This window comes from Neobacillus cucumis (assembly GCF_023715505.1).
In genome coordinates, this window is sequence record NZ_JAMBOH010000002.1 from 432,788 (window position 1) to 448,981 (window position 16,194).

The 16,194-nt window shown below is 38.7% G+C and carries 19 protein-coding genes; 5 read left to right on the forward strand and 14 right to left on the reverse strand.

The window, feature by feature from the left end:
- Positions 1–92 precede the first annotated feature (92 nt).
- Positions 93–605, forward strand: a complete 513-nt coding sequence (locus M3226_RS04695) for a phosphatidylglycerophosphatase A family protein (protein ID WP_251563055.1) — start codon at positions 93–95, stop codon at positions 603–605.
- Between the two features lie 508 nt (positions 606–1,113).
- Here M3226_RS04695 and M3226_RS04700 read toward each other — a convergent pair.
- Positions 1,114–1,878, reverse strand: a complete 765-nt coding sequence (locus M3226_RS04700; protein WP_251563057.1) for a TIGR01457 family HAD-type hydrolase — start codon at positions 1,876–1,878, stop codon at positions 1,114–1,116.
- Positions 1,879–1,947: 69 nt separating this feature from the next.
- Entirely contained in the window at positions 1,948–2,385 is a 438-nt protein-coding gene (locus M3226_RS04705; RefSeq protein ID WP_251563059.1) for a DUF86 domain-containing protein, read from the reverse strand.
- A gap of 182 nt (positions 2,386–2,567) precedes the next feature.
- Between M3226_RS04705 and M3226_RS04710 the strand changes: the two genes are divergently transcribed.
- Positions 2,568–2,834 (forward strand): DUF3055 domain-containing protein, encoded by a 267-nt coding sequence (locus M3226_RS04710; RefSeq protein ID WP_098528042.1) that lies wholly within the window; start codon positions 2,568–2,570, stop codon positions 2,832–2,834.
- Between the two features lie 57 nt (positions 2,835–2,891).
- Positions 2,892–3,176 carry a cytosolic protein gene (locus M3226_RS04715; RefSeq protein WP_251563061.1) on the forward strand — a complete coding sequence of 95 codons (285 nt, stop codon included), beginning with the start codon at positions 2,892–2,894 and terminating at the stop codon, positions 3,174–3,176.
- A 73-nt stretch (positions 3,177–3,249) separates the two neighbouring features.
- Here M3226_RS04715 and M3226_RS04720 read toward each other — a convergent pair whose 3' ends face one another.
- Positions 3,250–3,525, reverse strand: a complete 276-nt coding sequence (locus tag M3226_RS04720; protein WP_251563063.1) for a YutD family protein — start codon at positions 3,523–3,525, stop codon at positions 3,250–3,252.
- 120 nt (positions 3,526–3,645) lie between these two features.
- On the opposite strand from M3226_RS04720, the gene M3226_RS04725 reads away from it, so the two are divergent.
- Positions 3,646–4,371 (forward strand): YhcN/YlaJ family sporulation lipoprotein, encoded by a 726-nt coding sequence (locus tag M3226_RS04725; protein WP_251563064.1) that lies wholly within the window; start codon positions 3,646–3,648, stop codon positions 4,369–4,371.
- 39 nt (positions 4,372–4,410) lie between these two features.
- Here M3226_RS04725 and lipA read toward each other — a convergent pair whose 3' ends face one another.
- A complete protein-coding gene (lipA, locus tag M3226_RS04730) occupies positions 4,411–5,331 on the reverse strand; it encodes a lipoyl synthase (RefSeq protein WP_251563067.1) in 921 nt (306 codons plus the stop codon).
- Positions 5,332–5,501: 170 nt separating this feature from the next.
- On the opposite strand from lipA, the gene M3226_RS04735 reads away from it, so the two are divergent.
- Positions 5,502–6,509, forward strand: a complete 1,008-nt coding sequence (locus M3226_RS04735; RefSeq protein WP_374110548.1) for a M23 family metallopeptidase — start codon at positions 5,502–5,504, stop codon at positions 6,507–6,509.
- Between the two features lie 70 nt (positions 6,510–6,579).
- Here M3226_RS04735 and yunB read toward each other — a convergent pair whose 3' ends face one another.
- The 10 genes from yunB to M3226_RS04785 form a co-directional block, all read right to left on the reverse strand.
- Positions 6,580–7,371, reverse strand: a complete 792-nt coding sequence (yunB, locus tag M3226_RS04740; protein WP_251563069.1) for a sporulation protein YunB — start codon at positions 7,369–7,371, stop codon at positions 6,580–6,582.
- Between the two features lie 144 nt (positions 7,372–7,515).
- Positions 7,516–7,818 (reverse strand): YunC family protein, encoded by a 303-nt coding sequence (locus M3226_RS04745; RefSeq protein ID WP_251563071.1) that lies wholly within the window; start codon positions 7,816–7,818, stop codon positions 7,516–7,518.
- Positions 7,819–7,881: 63 nt separating this feature from the next.
- Complete coding sequence (locus M3226_RS04750; protein WP_251563073.1) at positions 7,882–9,231, reverse strand: bifunctional metallophosphatase/5'-nucleotidase; 1,350 nt, start codon at positions 9,229–9,231, stop codon at positions 7,882–7,884.
- 7 nt (positions 9,232–9,238) lie between these two features.
- The gene (locus M3226_RS04755; protein ID WP_251563075.1) at positions 9,239–10,060 is read right to left on the reverse strand and encodes a sulfite exporter TauE/SafE family protein; all 822 of its coding nucleotides are present in this window, start codon (positions 10,058–10,060) and stop codon (positions 9,239–9,241) included.
- A gap of 19 nt (positions 10,061–10,079) precedes the next feature.
- Complete coding sequence (locus M3226_RS04760; RefSeq protein WP_251563077.1) at positions 10,080–10,934, reverse strand: DUF72 domain-containing protein; 855 nt, start codon at positions 10,932–10,934, stop codon at positions 10,080–10,082.
- 928 nt (positions 10,935–11,862) lie between these two features.
- Positions 11,863–12,339: a flavin reductase family protein gene (locus M3226_RS04765; protein WP_251563079.1), complete on the reverse strand. Its 477-nt coding sequence runs from the start codon at positions 12,337–12,339 to the stop codon at positions 11,863–11,865.
- Positions 12,340–12,554: 215 nt separating this feature from the next.
- Entirely contained in the window at positions 12,555–13,394 is an 840-nt protein-coding gene (locus tag M3226_RS04770) for an alpha/beta fold hydrolase (protein WP_251563081.1), read from the reverse strand.
- A 27-nt stretch (positions 13,395–13,421) separates the two neighbouring features.
- Positions 13,422–14,108, reverse strand: a complete 687-nt coding sequence (locus tag M3226_RS04775) for an alpha/beta hydrolase (protein ID WP_251563083.1) — start codon at positions 14,106–14,108, stop codon at positions 13,422–13,424.
- A 58-nt stretch (positions 14,109–14,166) separates the two neighbouring features.
- Positions 14,167–14,913, reverse strand: a complete 747-nt coding sequence (locus M3226_RS04780) for a PucR family transcriptional regulator (protein WP_251563085.1) — start codon at positions 14,911–14,913, stop codon at positions 14,167–14,169.
- 14 nt (positions 14,914–14,927) lie between these two features.
- Positions 14,928–16,106, reverse strand: a complete 1,179-nt coding sequence (locus tag M3226_RS04785; RefSeq protein WP_251563087.1) for a XylR N-terminal domain-containing protein — start codon at positions 16,104–16,106, stop codon at positions 14,928–14,930.
- Between the last annotated feature and the right edge of the window lie 88 nt (positions 16,107–16,194).

The window sequence follows — 16,194 nt, forward strand, 5'->3', positions numbered from 1 at the left end:
GGGAAAATCGTATATATATAGTGAAAATAGAAAGTGCTGGAACTATTGTTATTACTACCCGATTTTATTTCACAAGGAAAAGGTGATCAGGAATGGCAAACGACAAAAAAGTGGATCTAACTGAGGAAACGGCACGCAAATGGTTGAAAGAAAGAGGCGTTGAAATAAAGGACATCGCGGATTTAGTCTTCTTTTTACAGGAAAAGTATCATAAAAATTTAAAAATGGAAGATTGTATTTCCAACGTGGAACGTGTTCTGTCAAAACGAGAAGTACAAAACGCGATTCTTACAGGTATTCAGCTAGACATGCTGGCTGAAAAAGGATTATTAGAAGAGCCGCTTCAATCGATCATCGGGACGGATGAGAGTCTTTATGGTGTAGATGAAATCCTCGCATTTTCGATTGTAAATGTGTATGGTTCGATTGGTTTTACTAATTATGGCTACATTGATAAATTAAAGCCTGGCATTTTGGCTCATTTAAATGATAAATCAACTGGTGAATGTCATACCTTCTTAGATGATATTGTCGGTGCGATCGCTGCGGCAGCGTCAAGCAGACTCGCCCATCGTGCCGCACATGAGGAAGAAGAAAACGCCTAAAAGCTTTAAGCAATTTTCTAAAGGATTTCGTTTAACGATGTAACATTAAAAATGTAAACGAAAATGACTATCAAAAGGATAGTCATTTTTATGTTTTAGGGATGTCTATGGAATTAATATTGGAGTTCGCATTATTGGAGATAATGGCTGGTAAGCATTTTTACTACCAAATTGTGAAACCCAAAAATGCGGAATGGTTATTGACTACCCTGTTCGCTCATTTTTTGGATCTACGGTCGTCAATAACCGCCATTGACTACCCTGTTGCCTCATTTTTCGGATTTACGGTCGTCAATAAGCGCGATTGGCTACCCTATTCGCTCATTTTTCGGATTTTCGGTCGTCAATAAGCGCGATTAACTACCCTGTTCGCTCATTTTGCAGATTTTCGGTCGTTAATAAGTGCGATTGGCTACCCTGTTGCCTTATTTTTCGGATTTTCGGTCGTCAATAAGTCTGCATAATTCATCACCGGATGGTTCTTTTTTCCGAATTAAATAATTCCCTTTTACACATCCCATTCGTCTAATGTATCAATGGAATACGTTGGCTTTCGGTCATATCCCGTTAGCAACTCTTTAGTGGTCACACCTGTATGAACGAGCAATGTATCCATGCCGGCATTCATGCCCGCTAAGATGTCGGTATCATAATAATCCCCCACCATCAGCGTTTCTTCTTTAGAGGTACCTAATACCTTTAACGCCTGCTCCATAATAATCGCTTCGGGCTTACCGATAAAAGTAGGCTTTGTTTGCGTCGAAACTGCGATAACCGAGGTGAGCGAGCCATTTCCAGGGAGCAGTCCTCTCTCTGTTGGGATGGCAATATCTCCATTTGTTGAAATAAATTTCGCTCCATTACGGACTGCCAGACAGGCTACTGCCAGCTTTTCATAGCTTATCTCACGGTCAATCCCGATGACAACAAAGTCGGCATCTTCCCCCGCAGCTCTAAAACCTTTCTCCTCAATTGCTGATTGAAGTCCCTCTTCCCCAATCACAAAACACCTTGCATCCTTTTTTTGTTCGGCAATATAATTAGCCGTCGCTTGACTTGTTGTAAAAACAAGCTGCTCCTCTGCCGGGATATCAAAGCTGTTTAATTTATCCGCCACCTGCGCTGGTGTTCTGGAGGAATTATTAGTTACAAATAAATATGGAATATGTTTAGCCTTCAGTTTTTTCACAAAGTCAGACGCCGCCTCAATCCGTTCTGTGCCTTTATACATCGTGCCATCTAAATCAATCAAGTAGCCTTTATATTTTTTCATTTGAAGAATCGCTCCTGTATATCGAATGTGATCTTAAAAGTGAAATAGACCGTATGAACGGTCCATTGATTAGTTTTTAAACGCTGAAACAGGTCCTAATTCATTGACTAAATAATCACGGACATTGGTTGAAAAGCTCTCTAATTCGTGGAGATACTGTGAAAATTGTTCCTGCAGTTCGTGATGAGGAATCTCTAGATAATCCTGAACAAGGTTTTTCCGATACTGAATGAGAAGCTTTAAATTTTCACCTGTTGTTCCACTAATAACCTTTTCATCGATTAAGATATCAATAATATCCTCATAACTGCCAGGGTCACGCATGATAAACCCATCGATCATGCTATTTCCAACATCTAAAATAGACTCAATCATCATTTGACATAGACGCTCCAAGGCTGCCTTTTCAAGAGGCGTTGAATATTCCTTTTGACCTCGGAATAGATGGATTTGTACTTCTAAATATTTCAGCATGCTTTCAATTTTTTCTCTATCAACAAAATACACCTAGTCCACTTCCTTCCACCGTTCTTATTCTATGTAATCATTCCAGTTCTTATTGTATCACAAACCAAGCCTTTCAGAATTTTTAGCGGACAGAATTCATGAAACTTGTCCTCCCAACGTGAACGTAAATTTGATACTATAGAGGAGATGGTAAATAGTTAAACCAAAAAGGAGACGAACGAATGCAGGAACGTTTTTATTTATACGATGATACAGAAAATACCAAAACACGATTTGTTAGTTTTGTTGGCGAAAACCAACGCTTTGATTTGGCCATTACGCAAACAAATCGCCATTATGGAAAATCGTTAGTTTTAGATATGCAAGGAAATCGTTTTGCCATTATTGGCCCAGATGACCTAGAGGAAGAAGGGTATTTAGAGTTTGCTTTTCAATTAAACGAAGAGGATGCAGAGGAATTGCGCAGCTTTTTGGCAGAAATCGTCTAATGAACAACACATGTTTTTCACTCCACGGTCTCATAATAAGGGCAAAGGAGTGAAACCATGACAAATAAAGGCTCAGAAGAATATACGGAATTATCAAATGTTGAAAAACAACAAAATTATCTTACGGCACAAGAGTTTCCTGAAGGTCCCTATGGTTCTCCAATTCGAAAAAATAAACCCGTTCAGAATAAAAGTACTCCGTGGGAAGACGGACAACGTTATTACAGCAATTTTAACTATGAAAATAAAACATTGCATCAGGATATACCACGGCAGATGGAGGGAGCCCATCCGACCCACGATGATCCGAATATAGATTATCAGGCACCTTATGACAATTAAGAGCGGAAGCGCCTTGACCAGGGGCTGGAGCTGGATATTAATTAAAAAAGAAGGGTCAGTTTACTGATCCTTCTCATTTTTTTACTTTTTTTAATACAAAAAAAGCACAGCCAAAGTTACAATATTCGTAAAGATACTCACTTAGGGTACTAATTTTGGTATCAAATGTAGCCTTTTGGTTTTGATCATCAAAAAAACCCTTAAGACGAAGCTGCCCATATCCCCAATCACCGACAATATAGTCATACCTCGCTAAAATATCACTGTATCTTGCTTTTAAGGCTTCTTCATTATACCCATCTCGAAATTCCCGGATGATTTCATATGTGGTATTGTTGATCACAATCATCTATTTCACCTCGTTTTTTGCCGACAAATTCCTACTTTCCATTATACCTGATTCACCATCAATTGCTAAGAAAATAAATGCCTGGTTTGGTCATCCTATATATAGGAGGTGCAAAAAAATATGAAAAAGTTACTTATAATTGCAGGACTATGTACCCTAACAGCACTAAGCGGGTGCTCAAAGGATACTGGAAATAATGATGTTTATGAAGAGAGCGGAAACACCATTAACGTAAATAATAAGCGGCATGAACTTTACAATGAAGGCGGTAGCCGCGGTATTCGGAATACGAGTACAAGCTATGGGTTTGTTCGTCACCAAAAGAGCCCACTAATGAACGATAAAATAGCAAATGATCATTACACTGCACTTGACCGCGAGCAACTAGCTAATATTATTAGTAAGTACAGTGCAGATATTCCAAATGTTCATGACGTTGCCACACTGGTCACTGACCAAGAAGTGTTGATTGCATATGATACGGATTCTAAGAAACGGAACCTCACCGCGGACCAAGTGAAGAAGACGGCCTTTTCGGTGGTTCCTCGCTATTACCATGTGTATGTGTCAGATAACTCTAAATTAATGCGAGATGTGGAGAACCTTGCAAGCCTTGATTCTACGAGCCGGAATGCCCGCCATACGGTTAATAGTGTGATTAAGCAAATGTTAAAGTCGCCTCAAGGAGCACGGTTAAATGCAAGTGAAGACGAAAATGGCCGGACACCGGATGACTTTGATATCAACAAAACTCCAAAAGTTAATGACAAAGACACAAATAAAGCTAAGAATACGAATCAAAATTCCAATAATAGTAACAATAATACCAATATGAGCAACAAATAATGAAAAAGAGTTCATGCCTGATGGCTGAACTCTTTTTTGCTACGCTTCCTTCGCTTCTTCTATTTCACCGAGCATTTGCTTATGCTTTGCTGCTGCATTAACTTGTTCATCGGCATGGTAGGAGGAGCGGACAAGCGGACCTGCTTCACAATGGCTAAAACCTTTACTTAGCGCAATTTGCTGGAATTCCTTAAATTCATCAGGAGTATAATACTTCTCAACCTTTAAATGACTTTTGGTCGGCTGCAGATATTGTCCAATGGTCATGATGTCAACGTTGTTAGCTCTTAGGTCATCCATAACTTCCAATATCTCTTCTTTTGTTTCACCAAGACCAATCATTAAGCTGGATTTAGTTGGAATGCTTGGCTGCATTTCTTTGGCACGGCGGAGAAACTCCAGTGAACGGTCATATTTAGCTCGTGCCCGAACTCTTGGAGTTAACCGTCTAACGGTCTCAATATTATGATTAAGGATATCTGGCTTAGCATCCATGAGGGTTTTTAAGTTTTCTTCCTTTCCACCCATATCGGATGGAAGAACTTCAATACTTGTAAATGGATTTTTACGGCGAATAGCTCGTACTGTTTCGGCAAATACCGCTGCTCCGCCATCTTTTAAGTCATCCCGCGCAACAGCCGTTACAACGACATGTTTTAGGTTCATTAATTGAACAGAATCGGCGACTCTTTCTGGCTCTTGCCAATCGAGTTCTGTCGGAAGACCTGTTTTTACCGCACAGAAACGGCAGGCACGTGTACAGGTATCCCCAAGGATCATAAAGGTTGCCGTACGTCTTACGGCCCAGCATTCATGAATATTAGGGCATCTGGCTTCTTCACAAACCGTATGAAGATTTTTTTCCCGCATCATTTTTTTTAAGCCTGTATAGGACTCATTGGTATTTAATTTTATTTTTAGCCATTCCGGCTTACGTAAAATTTCTTCTTTCTTGCTCATTTTTACACTCCTCAAAATAACTTATCTGGTTCTTTTTTGAGCTCTTCTGTCACTTTATCATACTAGAGGATGAACAACAAGCAATTAAAATTGGATTACCAATTATTAACCATAATGAAATATCAGAAGTATCATACACTAATCTTGTACATTAATTGGAAGGAGGATTCCTGTTGCGGGCTGTTCTAAAGATTGGAACCATCCTTATACTTTTTATTTCTACTTTGTCTGTCAGGGATGCTCATGCACAAGAAACCGATCCCTATCAGGAAAGAATGAAGCTATATAAAAAAGTGGAAACCATTACTCAAATCCCTTGGTATTACTTAGCAGCCATTGATCAATACGAGAGAAGTGTCCGCCTAGCTCGCAGAGATTTACCAAAAGCTGATGGTGTCATTGGTATTTATTTTCGTCCTGAAGTGTGGGCAGGCTTGACCAATCCTAATCCAAACGAAGAGAATCCAGCTGTCATTCAGTTTTTTAATGGTATGGGCGTTGATGGAGACGGAGATGGCAAAGCGAGTTTAAAGAGCGATGAGGATGTTTTATATGCATTTGCAAATTATCTCCTTTCATACGGTGTTGATCCTGATAATCTTAAAATTGGGTTATGGAACTACTATCATCGCGATCGAACAGTTGGCATTATTGCTGGGAAGGCTAAAATTTACCGCCAACTTGGGCGCTTGGATTTAGATAAGCGTGTTTTTCCTGTTCCTTTATACAGCAATCACAGTTACCGCAGTACCTGGGGCGATGCACGCGGCTGGGGCGGCAGAAGAATTCATGAAGGAACTGATATTTTTGCTAATTATGGTGTTCCCGTCCGAGCTACGGCCTACGGGATTGTTGAGATGAAAGGCTGGAATAAGTTCGGTGGCTGGAGAATCGGCATCCGTGATATTAATAACACTTATCATTATTTCGCCCATCTTAGCGGCTTTGCTAAAAATCTTCAAGTCGGGCAAGTGGTTGAACCCGGTATGGTCATAGGCGGTGTAGGCAGCACCGGATACGGTCCTCCGGGAACCTCCGGAAAGTTCCCACCTCATTTACATTATGGAATGTACAAAGACAATGGGATTACGGAATGGTCATTTGATCCCTATCCACACTTAGCGCAGTGGAAACGGTTGGAACGGGAAGAGCTTCGAAAAATGAAAAAATCCCGTTGAGAGAGCTTCCCCTTAAAATTAGCCTATCGACAAAAAAGGACTGTCCAGATGGATAGTCCTTACTAATTTTTTAGTTCGTCTTTTTAGTTTCACTCTTGCTCGTATCCGTCTTTTTTTCCGGTATCTGTATGGAAGGTGTTAAGCTCCCTCCATGATTATAAAATTGTGGGACTTCCCCTTCCACAAGGGTTCCACCAACAGGTATGCTTTGTTTGAGCTTCGTCACTTCTGTTGCAAATGGAGTAATAATTTGCACAGAAACCTCTATATCTACAGAAACTTCCATCCACGTATTGTTGATTCCCATTTCTTTTGTGGCAATATGCACATCCGGTTCTACTTCACCGATCGCATGAAATTTTACAGGGATTTTCGGACCAATATTCCCTAATAAAGTGATATTTGTTGCCTGCCCTAATGGAATATACCAGACAATTCCGTCCTCTTTCTCGGTATTTTCTGTTTCGATTTCGACATCATTTTCCAATAATGCAATATCACCTTTTTTAGCTGTTTTTAGATTTTTTTGAATCTGTGCTGTGGTTTCTGCCAGTACTCGATTGATTAAGTCAGTGTTTAATTGGGCATTTTGTCCTTTGCCGTTACTGCCTGGTACTATTTTAATCACATCATTATTATCACCAACATTGGTGGTTCGTTTGGTAATGGCTCGGTTGATGACAAGTGAGGCGATATTCCGTGTTTCAGATGTAGCAATTCTCATTAAAGTCGGCTCAATCCCCTTATTCACGAGCCATAATCCTGAAGCAGTAGAGAACAAGAAAAGGATAAAGGATAGCAACAGGACGTAGCGGAAAGGCAGAGGCCCCCGTTTGCGAAGCCGTCTAGAAAACTTAGCCAAGTAAATCACCCCTTCTTGTTAAATGTATGCACAAGAAAGATGAACTAGCCCAGAAAAAAGAATGCAGCGGTCATCACCGGTAAAGCTGAAGCTAACACCGTTGCTAAAACAAAGAAAAAATGCCTGCTAACTAGTAGCAAGCATTTAAATCATTTTAAGCAAAGCCTCTTTACCGATCATTCCCTTATGAATTCCAAGTGCCTCTGCTTCCCATGTGACCGACTCTAAAGGGGCATTTAGAAGCTGCTCAATCGTCCGGACGCCGACAGCCCGGCCAGCAATGATTTTTCGATCTTTCAGTTTATCATTTAATAGGCCCACATCTAATGCACCGCACATAATATAGCCCTTATCATTTGAAACGGTAAGCAAGGTGGTTTTAGGGAGTAACACAGTAACAGCCAAAAAAGTATGTCCATTAATTTCGATTGGTGAAAGCTCAACCAAAGGTTCCTCACCCCTTTCCTTACTATCACTGTATGATTAGAAGGATTAAAGGGTGACAGGCTATCAGTGTTTCTCCAGCTCCCATTTTAATAAATCCCGCAGGAATTCCGGGAGGAGATATTTTTTTTCTTTAAAAGGCAAAACTTCTTTAAAAAAGTGACCAAAGGTAAACATATCAGGAAGTGCGAAAGTATAGGTTTTATCATATTCTAACGGAGCATTATGGATCAATAGTTGGCCTTCTTTGAATTGAATTCCCTCATAGACAAAAATCCCCAAGACTGTTCCCCTAAAACCTAGGCCTTTTATTTCTCTGTGGCGTAATTCAGGACCATTTGTTTCCGAAAGTATTTTTTCAAGCTCCTCCCCAGTCAGTTCAATGACGCATGGGTTAATGGGATGGGGACAAATATTAAGCAAATCATAGGTGGTTACCTTACCAGATAATGAGCCCAAGAGAAGACCAGCGTTTATCATCGCACAATCGGTTTGGCACCACTCTCGTAAAGCTTTGCACAGTAATTGCGAAAGATTTGTTTCATGAAAAGGATCATGAAGCAATGGTTCCTGGAGAATGGTTATTTGTTGATTGAGAAGCTCTTTCCCCTTTTCAAAAAAGTAGGCCATTTGCTCCTGTTCGTTTTTGGCCTCAGGAATCTCCTCAAAGTCGTAAAGAATGGCTTTTTTATTTTCAACAGCCTTATTCTCATTGACGGTGAGTGTCATATGACCGACATAATGACCAAATTTCCCTGCGGCTCCAATCAGTGTCTGCCCGACCATCTCTCCTTGTTCGAGGAAATGATGGGTATGTGCCCCTAAAATCACGTCAATTTCTGGAAAATTGGCAGCTATGTTTTCATCATCTTGAAGGCCAAGGTGGGAAAGTAAGATGATGATATCAGCCTTTTTTCTTAGAGGCTTCAGCCATTTTTTTAACTCTGAAATTGGATCGGTGATTTCCCATCCCAGCAGATTGTATAGATGGCTAAAGCAGGCAGTGAGACCAATGACCCCAATTCTAGTTCCTGTTTTTGTGTCATAGATTTTATAAGGTTTGACCCAATTAGGATAAGCACCATTGGCTTTATACAGGTTTGCGTTAAGTACGTCGAAGTCTGCATCATCGTATAGATGATCCAAATCTTCATGTGGAAGATTAACTCCCTCATTATTCCCAATCGTCACAGCTGTATAGCCGCAACGATTTAGCAGTTCAATATTCCCTCTTCCTTTGGTTGCTTCCGTATATGGATGCCAGCGGTCAATAAAATCACCAATATCAAATAAAAAAAGCTCTTCTTCCCTGGTGTGATAGTACTTCTTTTTTTCCATCAGGAAATTTTGAATTCGGGGCCAATGCTCGAAGTGGCTGTGAAAATCATTTGTATGTAAGATATGTATAGTTTCCATGTTTGTCCTACCCTGTTATCCCTTGATAGATTAAGCGCACCCCAACAATGATGAGGGTGGCTCTGATAATGATGACAATCGTTTTACTCTTAAACCTCGTATTTAGATAGACACCAACTTTTGCACCAATCCATGCCCCCGGCACTAGCGCCAAGGCATAAAGCCAATTCACGTTTCCTAACCAGATATGTGTGATGGAACTAAGGATGGAGGTTGGTAAAATCATGAACATCGATGTAGCTGTGGCCACATGCGGCGGAAAGAAAAATAGCAAAATCATCGTTGGTACCATGAGTGAGCCGCCGCCGATTCCAAAGATTCCAGATAGGAACCCGACGACAAAGGCAATCACGACTCCTAGAATAGGGTTAAAGCCATATTCAAAGGAGCCGCCGCTATTATCTGTATAAGTACGAATAATTCCTTTATCTTTACGAAACGGAAGCGGCTTTAATTTGTCCTTAACGATTAGGACGAACGAGACAAAAAGAATAAATGTACCAAAATAGATGTTAAAAGAATGTAAGCCCATTTTTTCCGTTACCCAGGCACCCAAAATACTTCCTGGTCCGCTCCCGATTAGAAAAATGAGTCCGCTTTTATAGTCGACTGTTTTATGTTTCATGTAAGCCAGCGTCGACGATAAGCCAGTAAAAATCATTGTAAACAGCGAGGTACCTACTACCACTTGTGGTGTCAAGTGATGGAATGAAGGAAGGGTTGCCAGGTAAAGCAAGGCAGGAACGACGATAATTCCTCCTCCCATGCCAATCAGGGAGCCGAGTGAACTAGCTGCAATTCCTATTAATATTAAGAGTATCCACTCCATTTGTGTTCACCTTCTAAGTTTATAGTTCATTAAATAAATCGAGCTGCTTGGGTGCGAGCCCTTCATATGTGAGCTGCAGGAGTTTCATCATTTCTTTTGCATTATCGGCGGCATCCCCGCCGGAGTTATTGTTAAACAGAAGGTATACCTGCTTACATTCCGCTGCCAAATTTTCGATATGAGCCTTCCATTCCTGCAGTTCCTGTTGATTATAGCGATAGAGATAACGGACCTCCCGCCAGTTATCCGCATTTCGTTTCTGCCAGCCGTAAACATTGCGGCCATGAAATCTAACGAGGACTTGGTCTTTTGTGGTAGGCTGCAGAATAGTTGGAATCGATCCTTCCCCTGATTGCGGCTCGTCACAAATACTATGAATCCATTTTTCCAATTTCATAAATTCTAGTGTTTTTTGAAGGTAAGAGGCGGCAAACCAGGATTGGTGCCGGAATTCTAAGGCACAGGGGATGTCCCCCATTTCTTGTCTGCACCATCTTAGATAATGGACGTTTTCTCTTTTACAATCAAACCAAGGCGGAAATTGAAACAGAACCATGGCTAATTTATTTTTTTCAATATAGGGTTCTAATGACTCTTTAAAGGCTTTGAACATGGTATGTATGGTATCAAACGGAAGTTCTCCCCGCTGATGGCCGGTCATCCCTTGATAGGCTTTGACAATAAATTGAAAATTATCCGGGGTGTCATTGACCCACTTTTCAGCATTTCGTATAGGCTGGATGGCATAGAAGGCGGAGTCCACTTCGACGATTGGAAAGTGTCCGGCATATACCTTTAGTTTATCTCTTGAGGTTATTTTATCTGGATAAAGGCTGTCATGGTCACCCCAGCCGGTTACACCAATGTAGATCATGTCTGTCACCCCTATCTTATAATAGCATAACCATTTTTTGTTCGGCCAAAATAACGACAGCTTGAGTTGTTTTTTTGGGCGATGGGTATTGAGGGTAGATTAATTCCGACTGATTTGTGAGTTTTTCCGTTGGTTTTGGGTTTATTTCCGCGCAATTCTCCGTTTATTCCGTGGGTTTTGGACTTTTTTCCGTCAAATTTCAATTTAATTCCGCCAATATAACCAACGTGACCTTGAGCATAACGACACACTTGATATAAAAATACCCGCCTGCCATAGGTTGGCAAACGGGTAAATTTTATAATATATTATCCAATAGAACCTTCCATCTCGAACTTGATTAATTTTGCTTTAACTGAACGAAATAATTTATAAAAAATACGGATATACCTTGATATAAAGCAATCTCTTATAAATAGATTATAATACAGAAGAAATTTATTTCGGCACGAAATCGGCACGGATAAAATACAGTTCTATATGTTTCGTGTTCAGCATGTGATCAAAGAAACAGGTTGCCTCCCAATAAAAAAGGGGCATCTATTTGTATGTATTATTACATCATGCCGCCCATTCATCAGATATAAAATAGGGATAAATAGATTTATAGAATTATTGATAATATAGGTTTTTTACTATTGATTTAATATATTTTAAAACAGAAGAAAAAGTGATTATGTGCAAAATTATGAGCATTTTGGGTAGGGATTTTTTCCTCTACCCTTTCTACATACTAGTTGAACTAATTTTTACCCCTTCAAACTTTAGCTATTCCAATTGGGTGACTTCTATATTTCCTCTAGAATTTTGTTTTAACCGGTTGAAATTCCCTTCGGCGACCATAGGTAAAATCAAAACTATCGACTATATGGACAATACCGATACTAGTCAGATAGTCTAATAGATGGTTCCGTACAGCCATCACAATCTAAATCGTTACTGTTTTTTCTTCTTTCAGCGAACGATACTTTCCACTATAGAAAATAAGTGCTTCCTTATCCGCCAAATGAATATCTGTTACTTTTCCAATGACTAATGTATGATCTCCCTCTACGTGTTCTGCACTTACCTCACAAGCGATTTGTGCAATAGCTCCTGGTATAACTGGCTTCCCGTCAAGACGACCAAATTCTACTTGTTTATCCTTTATCTGACCTGCAAATATCATGGATACTTCCTGTTGATCTTCTGCTAAAATATTCACTGAAAATGTTTTACTTTCTTGCAATTTAGAAAGAATTTTGGCTTGCTCCCGAACCGAAATAACAATCAATTTTGGATCAAGTGACACAGACATGAATGCATTAGCCGTCATTCCATGAATATCTCCTTCTACTTCTGTGGCAATGACCGTTACTCCTGTAGCAAATTTCCCCATTGCTGTGCGAAATTGTCTATCATCCATTACATAATTCCTCCTTTTATAATGTTTAACCCTCTTAATTTTTCATTAAAACACTAAGCAATTACCCTTCAATTGTTGCGTTATTTTCTAGATTCGTATCTGCTTGATTTTTCCAGAGTGAAAAGCCAATATCAATTTATCCATCGTTTATTTCATTACTATCATTACAAAACTTCTTATTGTTCCCGACTGATGCAAGTAAAAAGAGTATTTGCTTATACCATATCAGCTGTTTTACGTTGATTTAAAAACTCAATCACTTGATGAATAAATGGCTCTGTTTTTTCGATTTGTACCCAGTGTCCACAGTTTGGAAATACATGAAGGTGGGCATTGGGGATTAATTGAGCTATTTCCCAGCTAGTTTCTGCTATAGGAATAACTTTGTCCTCTCGTCCATGAATTAATAATACAGGAGCCTGAATGCTTTTTAATTCATCATCTGACAAAGCCATCGCATCTAAATGTCTTTGTCTAGGTGCAGGGAACATACTAGAAAAGGCCTCTTGAAATCCCTCTTGGATACTAGCTTGATAACGCATCTCTACTAAATCATTATTTTCCGCATTACTTTGATCGTAGGAAAAAATCTTAATTAGATTTTTCATATTTTCAAAACTTGGTGTATAACCCCACACCGCATCCAAACCATCTGAAAGAGTAGATTTATTTCCTACACTTCCCATCAAAATTAATTTATTGACAAGATCAGGGCGACGATTGACCAAATGAAGAGCGATGGCTCCTCCAAAAGAATTCCCAATCACTGAAACTTTACGTTCACCAATAGCCCCAATAAAATCAATGATATGATTGACCCATACATCTATTGAATATTCCTGTCCCTCTGGTCTTTCTGTGTACCCGAATCCAACGACATCTGGTGCATAAAGATGGTAGTGTTCAGAAAGAGTTGGAAAAGCTAAACGCCAGTTGGCCCATGCAGATACCCCTGGACCAGAACCATGGATTAATAGAAGTGGTTCTCCTTGACCTGCTTCATGATAATGTGTTTGAATTCCTTTAACATCAATAAATTTCCCTTGTTCTACCATGCGAAAATCTCCTCCAAAATCCCTTTTTTATTTATTTTTGGTAACGAATTGATTTGATTCCTTATGAATATTTTTTTCTAATTCTTGTCGTAACCATGCGACAACGTCCTGCTTATTGTTGTCTGAAATTTCATGTGCTGTTGGATAAATGGTATATTTTATAGAATCTACCTGTTTACGTAAGTAATCATAATTTTCCTGTCCGATGTTTAACGGGAAAATCGGATCTGCTGCTCCTTGGCATAGATAGACAGACAGATGATCGATCGATTTTAACCGATATTCTTCTTTTACAAATTGAGGGATATAACCATTCATTGGAACGATTCCCTTGATGGAATCCCCTAACACTAAGGCTAGTGTCATGCTAAGAATAGCTCCTTGACTAAAGCCGATCAAATATTTTCTGTCAGGATCGATTGGATAATGATTTGAAGCAAAATCTATAAAACTCCTCAATTTCTCGACACTTTCATCAAATAATTCACGTTCTGGATTACCGTAACCTTTTAAATAGTAATAAGCATATCCATCCTCATAGGAAAGATTGCCTCGAATACCAATTAAAATATAATCCTCTTTTAAATCCTCTAATAAATCCAATATGTTCTGTTCGTTGTAACCAATTCCATGTAAGGCAAAAATCACAGGATATTTTTTATCCTTCTCCATCTGTATAGGTAATTTAATATTATATAGATATGAACTTTCCAAGACAGGTTCCTCCTTTATAGGCGGGTAAGCATTTCATTTGTACTTTTTTATCGAACAGTCATTTTCCTAGCCTGCCAAAACCATTAAAACGATCTTCCTCGCTTAAATCAATTGAAGTTCTCACATCAATATCTAATTCTCCCCAATAAATCAAAAGCTTAAGAGAAAAGTAAATTTGATAACCCACATCAGGAACATTAATATCTGTTTCTAACAATTCATTTATTTTTTGAAGACGATACCTTAGACCAGTGACTGAAAAATTAATGGCTCGTGCTGTTTTATTAATATGACAGCCATTATTTAAATAATGAAAAAGAGTTTTGGTCAATTCCATGTCCTTATTCTTATCTTCCTCTATTAAAGTCCCTAACTTCTTTTTAATGAATTTTTGCAAAGGATCATTTTTCATCTGAAATATAATTCCTTCAATCCCTAAAATTTCAAAGAAAACAATTTTTTGATAATGATTAGCAATTTGTAAGGCAGAGATGCTCTCATCATATAATTGAGAAGCCTCCTCTATTCTGGGGGAGCTTGAACTAATCCCAAACATAAAATCATGAGAAGGATATTTACTTGAACAGTAATCATGCAATGCTTCACAGAACTTCTTCTTACTATTTTCACTTTTCAACATAATATCTTCGGTTAAAAAGATAATTATTTTCCCTGATTTTTGACCCAACAATGCATTTATCTTTCTATCTTTGAGGAATTGGGAAATTCCCTTGTTTAGATGATCATTAAACTCCAGTTCGTCTCTTATGGTTAACTTCTGGTGATTAGGGCAAATAGAAATCATGAAATAAGGGGCATTTAATCGAAATCAACGTAGTAAGACTTTTTCGAAATTTCTTCAAAAGTTAATCGATTTGATAAAATGTTGTCTAAAAGGTTTCCTTGCATACGTAACTCTGTTTGAATACGTGTACGCTCATTAAACAAATAGAGGGAACAAGCCAAGGCTCCTTGTTCTATAATTAACTTATCTACCTCCTGTGGTATCAAATCTTTATATAAAAAGGAACAGTACGCCACCACTTCTTTTTGAAGGTAAATAGGCGTAATCAGTCTTTTGTAATCGTCAAAATCATTCAATTCTTTAATTCGAGTTATTTGGTTTACATCTTTTTTTCTCTTGTTATTCATGAGTTGACTTAATTGCCTAGAATAAAGATTACCCTCTTCCTCTGAAATTCCCGCCACTGCTAAAATTTCTAAGTTTGCGTTTTCAATTAGAACAGGCAAACAGGTATGTTTATAAAGGGCATTGGCTACTCCGTACAGATCATTTTCCTTTAAAAGTTCTTCAGCCAGTTTTTGATGTACATCATACGCTTTACTTAAATTGTCTCTTTCTATTTTTAGCTTTCTAAATGTCTCGTTTAGTTCATCAATAATGGAATTTTCTTCATAATACTTTAACTCCTGATCAATAACTCCATTCCATTCTTCAATCGTACGGCAAATAACATGACAATGCTCATGTCCCATTGCTCTACATTTTATTTCTTTTGCAATTACTTTTTTTCCTAGCACTTTAGATAAGTAACCGCTTGCAAATCCACTCAATGTATGGCAAACAGGTTCATCACTATTGCCATACCTCTTTATATGTTCTTCTGCTTCATAAGAATTTTTCCAAATGGCTTCGTGATACATGGCTCCTTTATAAAAATCAGCTTCAGCTTTTACGATTTCTACTTCTTCAATATAACCATGTAATGTATGCATTTTAGGACCGGCTATCAACAGCTCACTTTTATTCTTCCATGATAACTCTGTTACCTTTTCTGCATCATAAGTTCCTGAATGCCATCCATACCTTAGGAGGAAACCTTTTGTTCGTTCCGAACCTATTGTTTCAAGCAGCTCATGCCGTAACATGCCTAATGCAGCTGCAGGAATTGAAAGCAATCTTTCCTGAGAATAATTATGATTAAATGGACTAGATATTTTATAAAATTGTTCTAGCTTCAGTTCTTCAGCTTTCATATTTCCACCACCATGATTAAACTATATATACCAGCTTATCGAACGGAAAGAGCCTTTGGTATCTAGAGCTAGATCATTTTTCTTATTT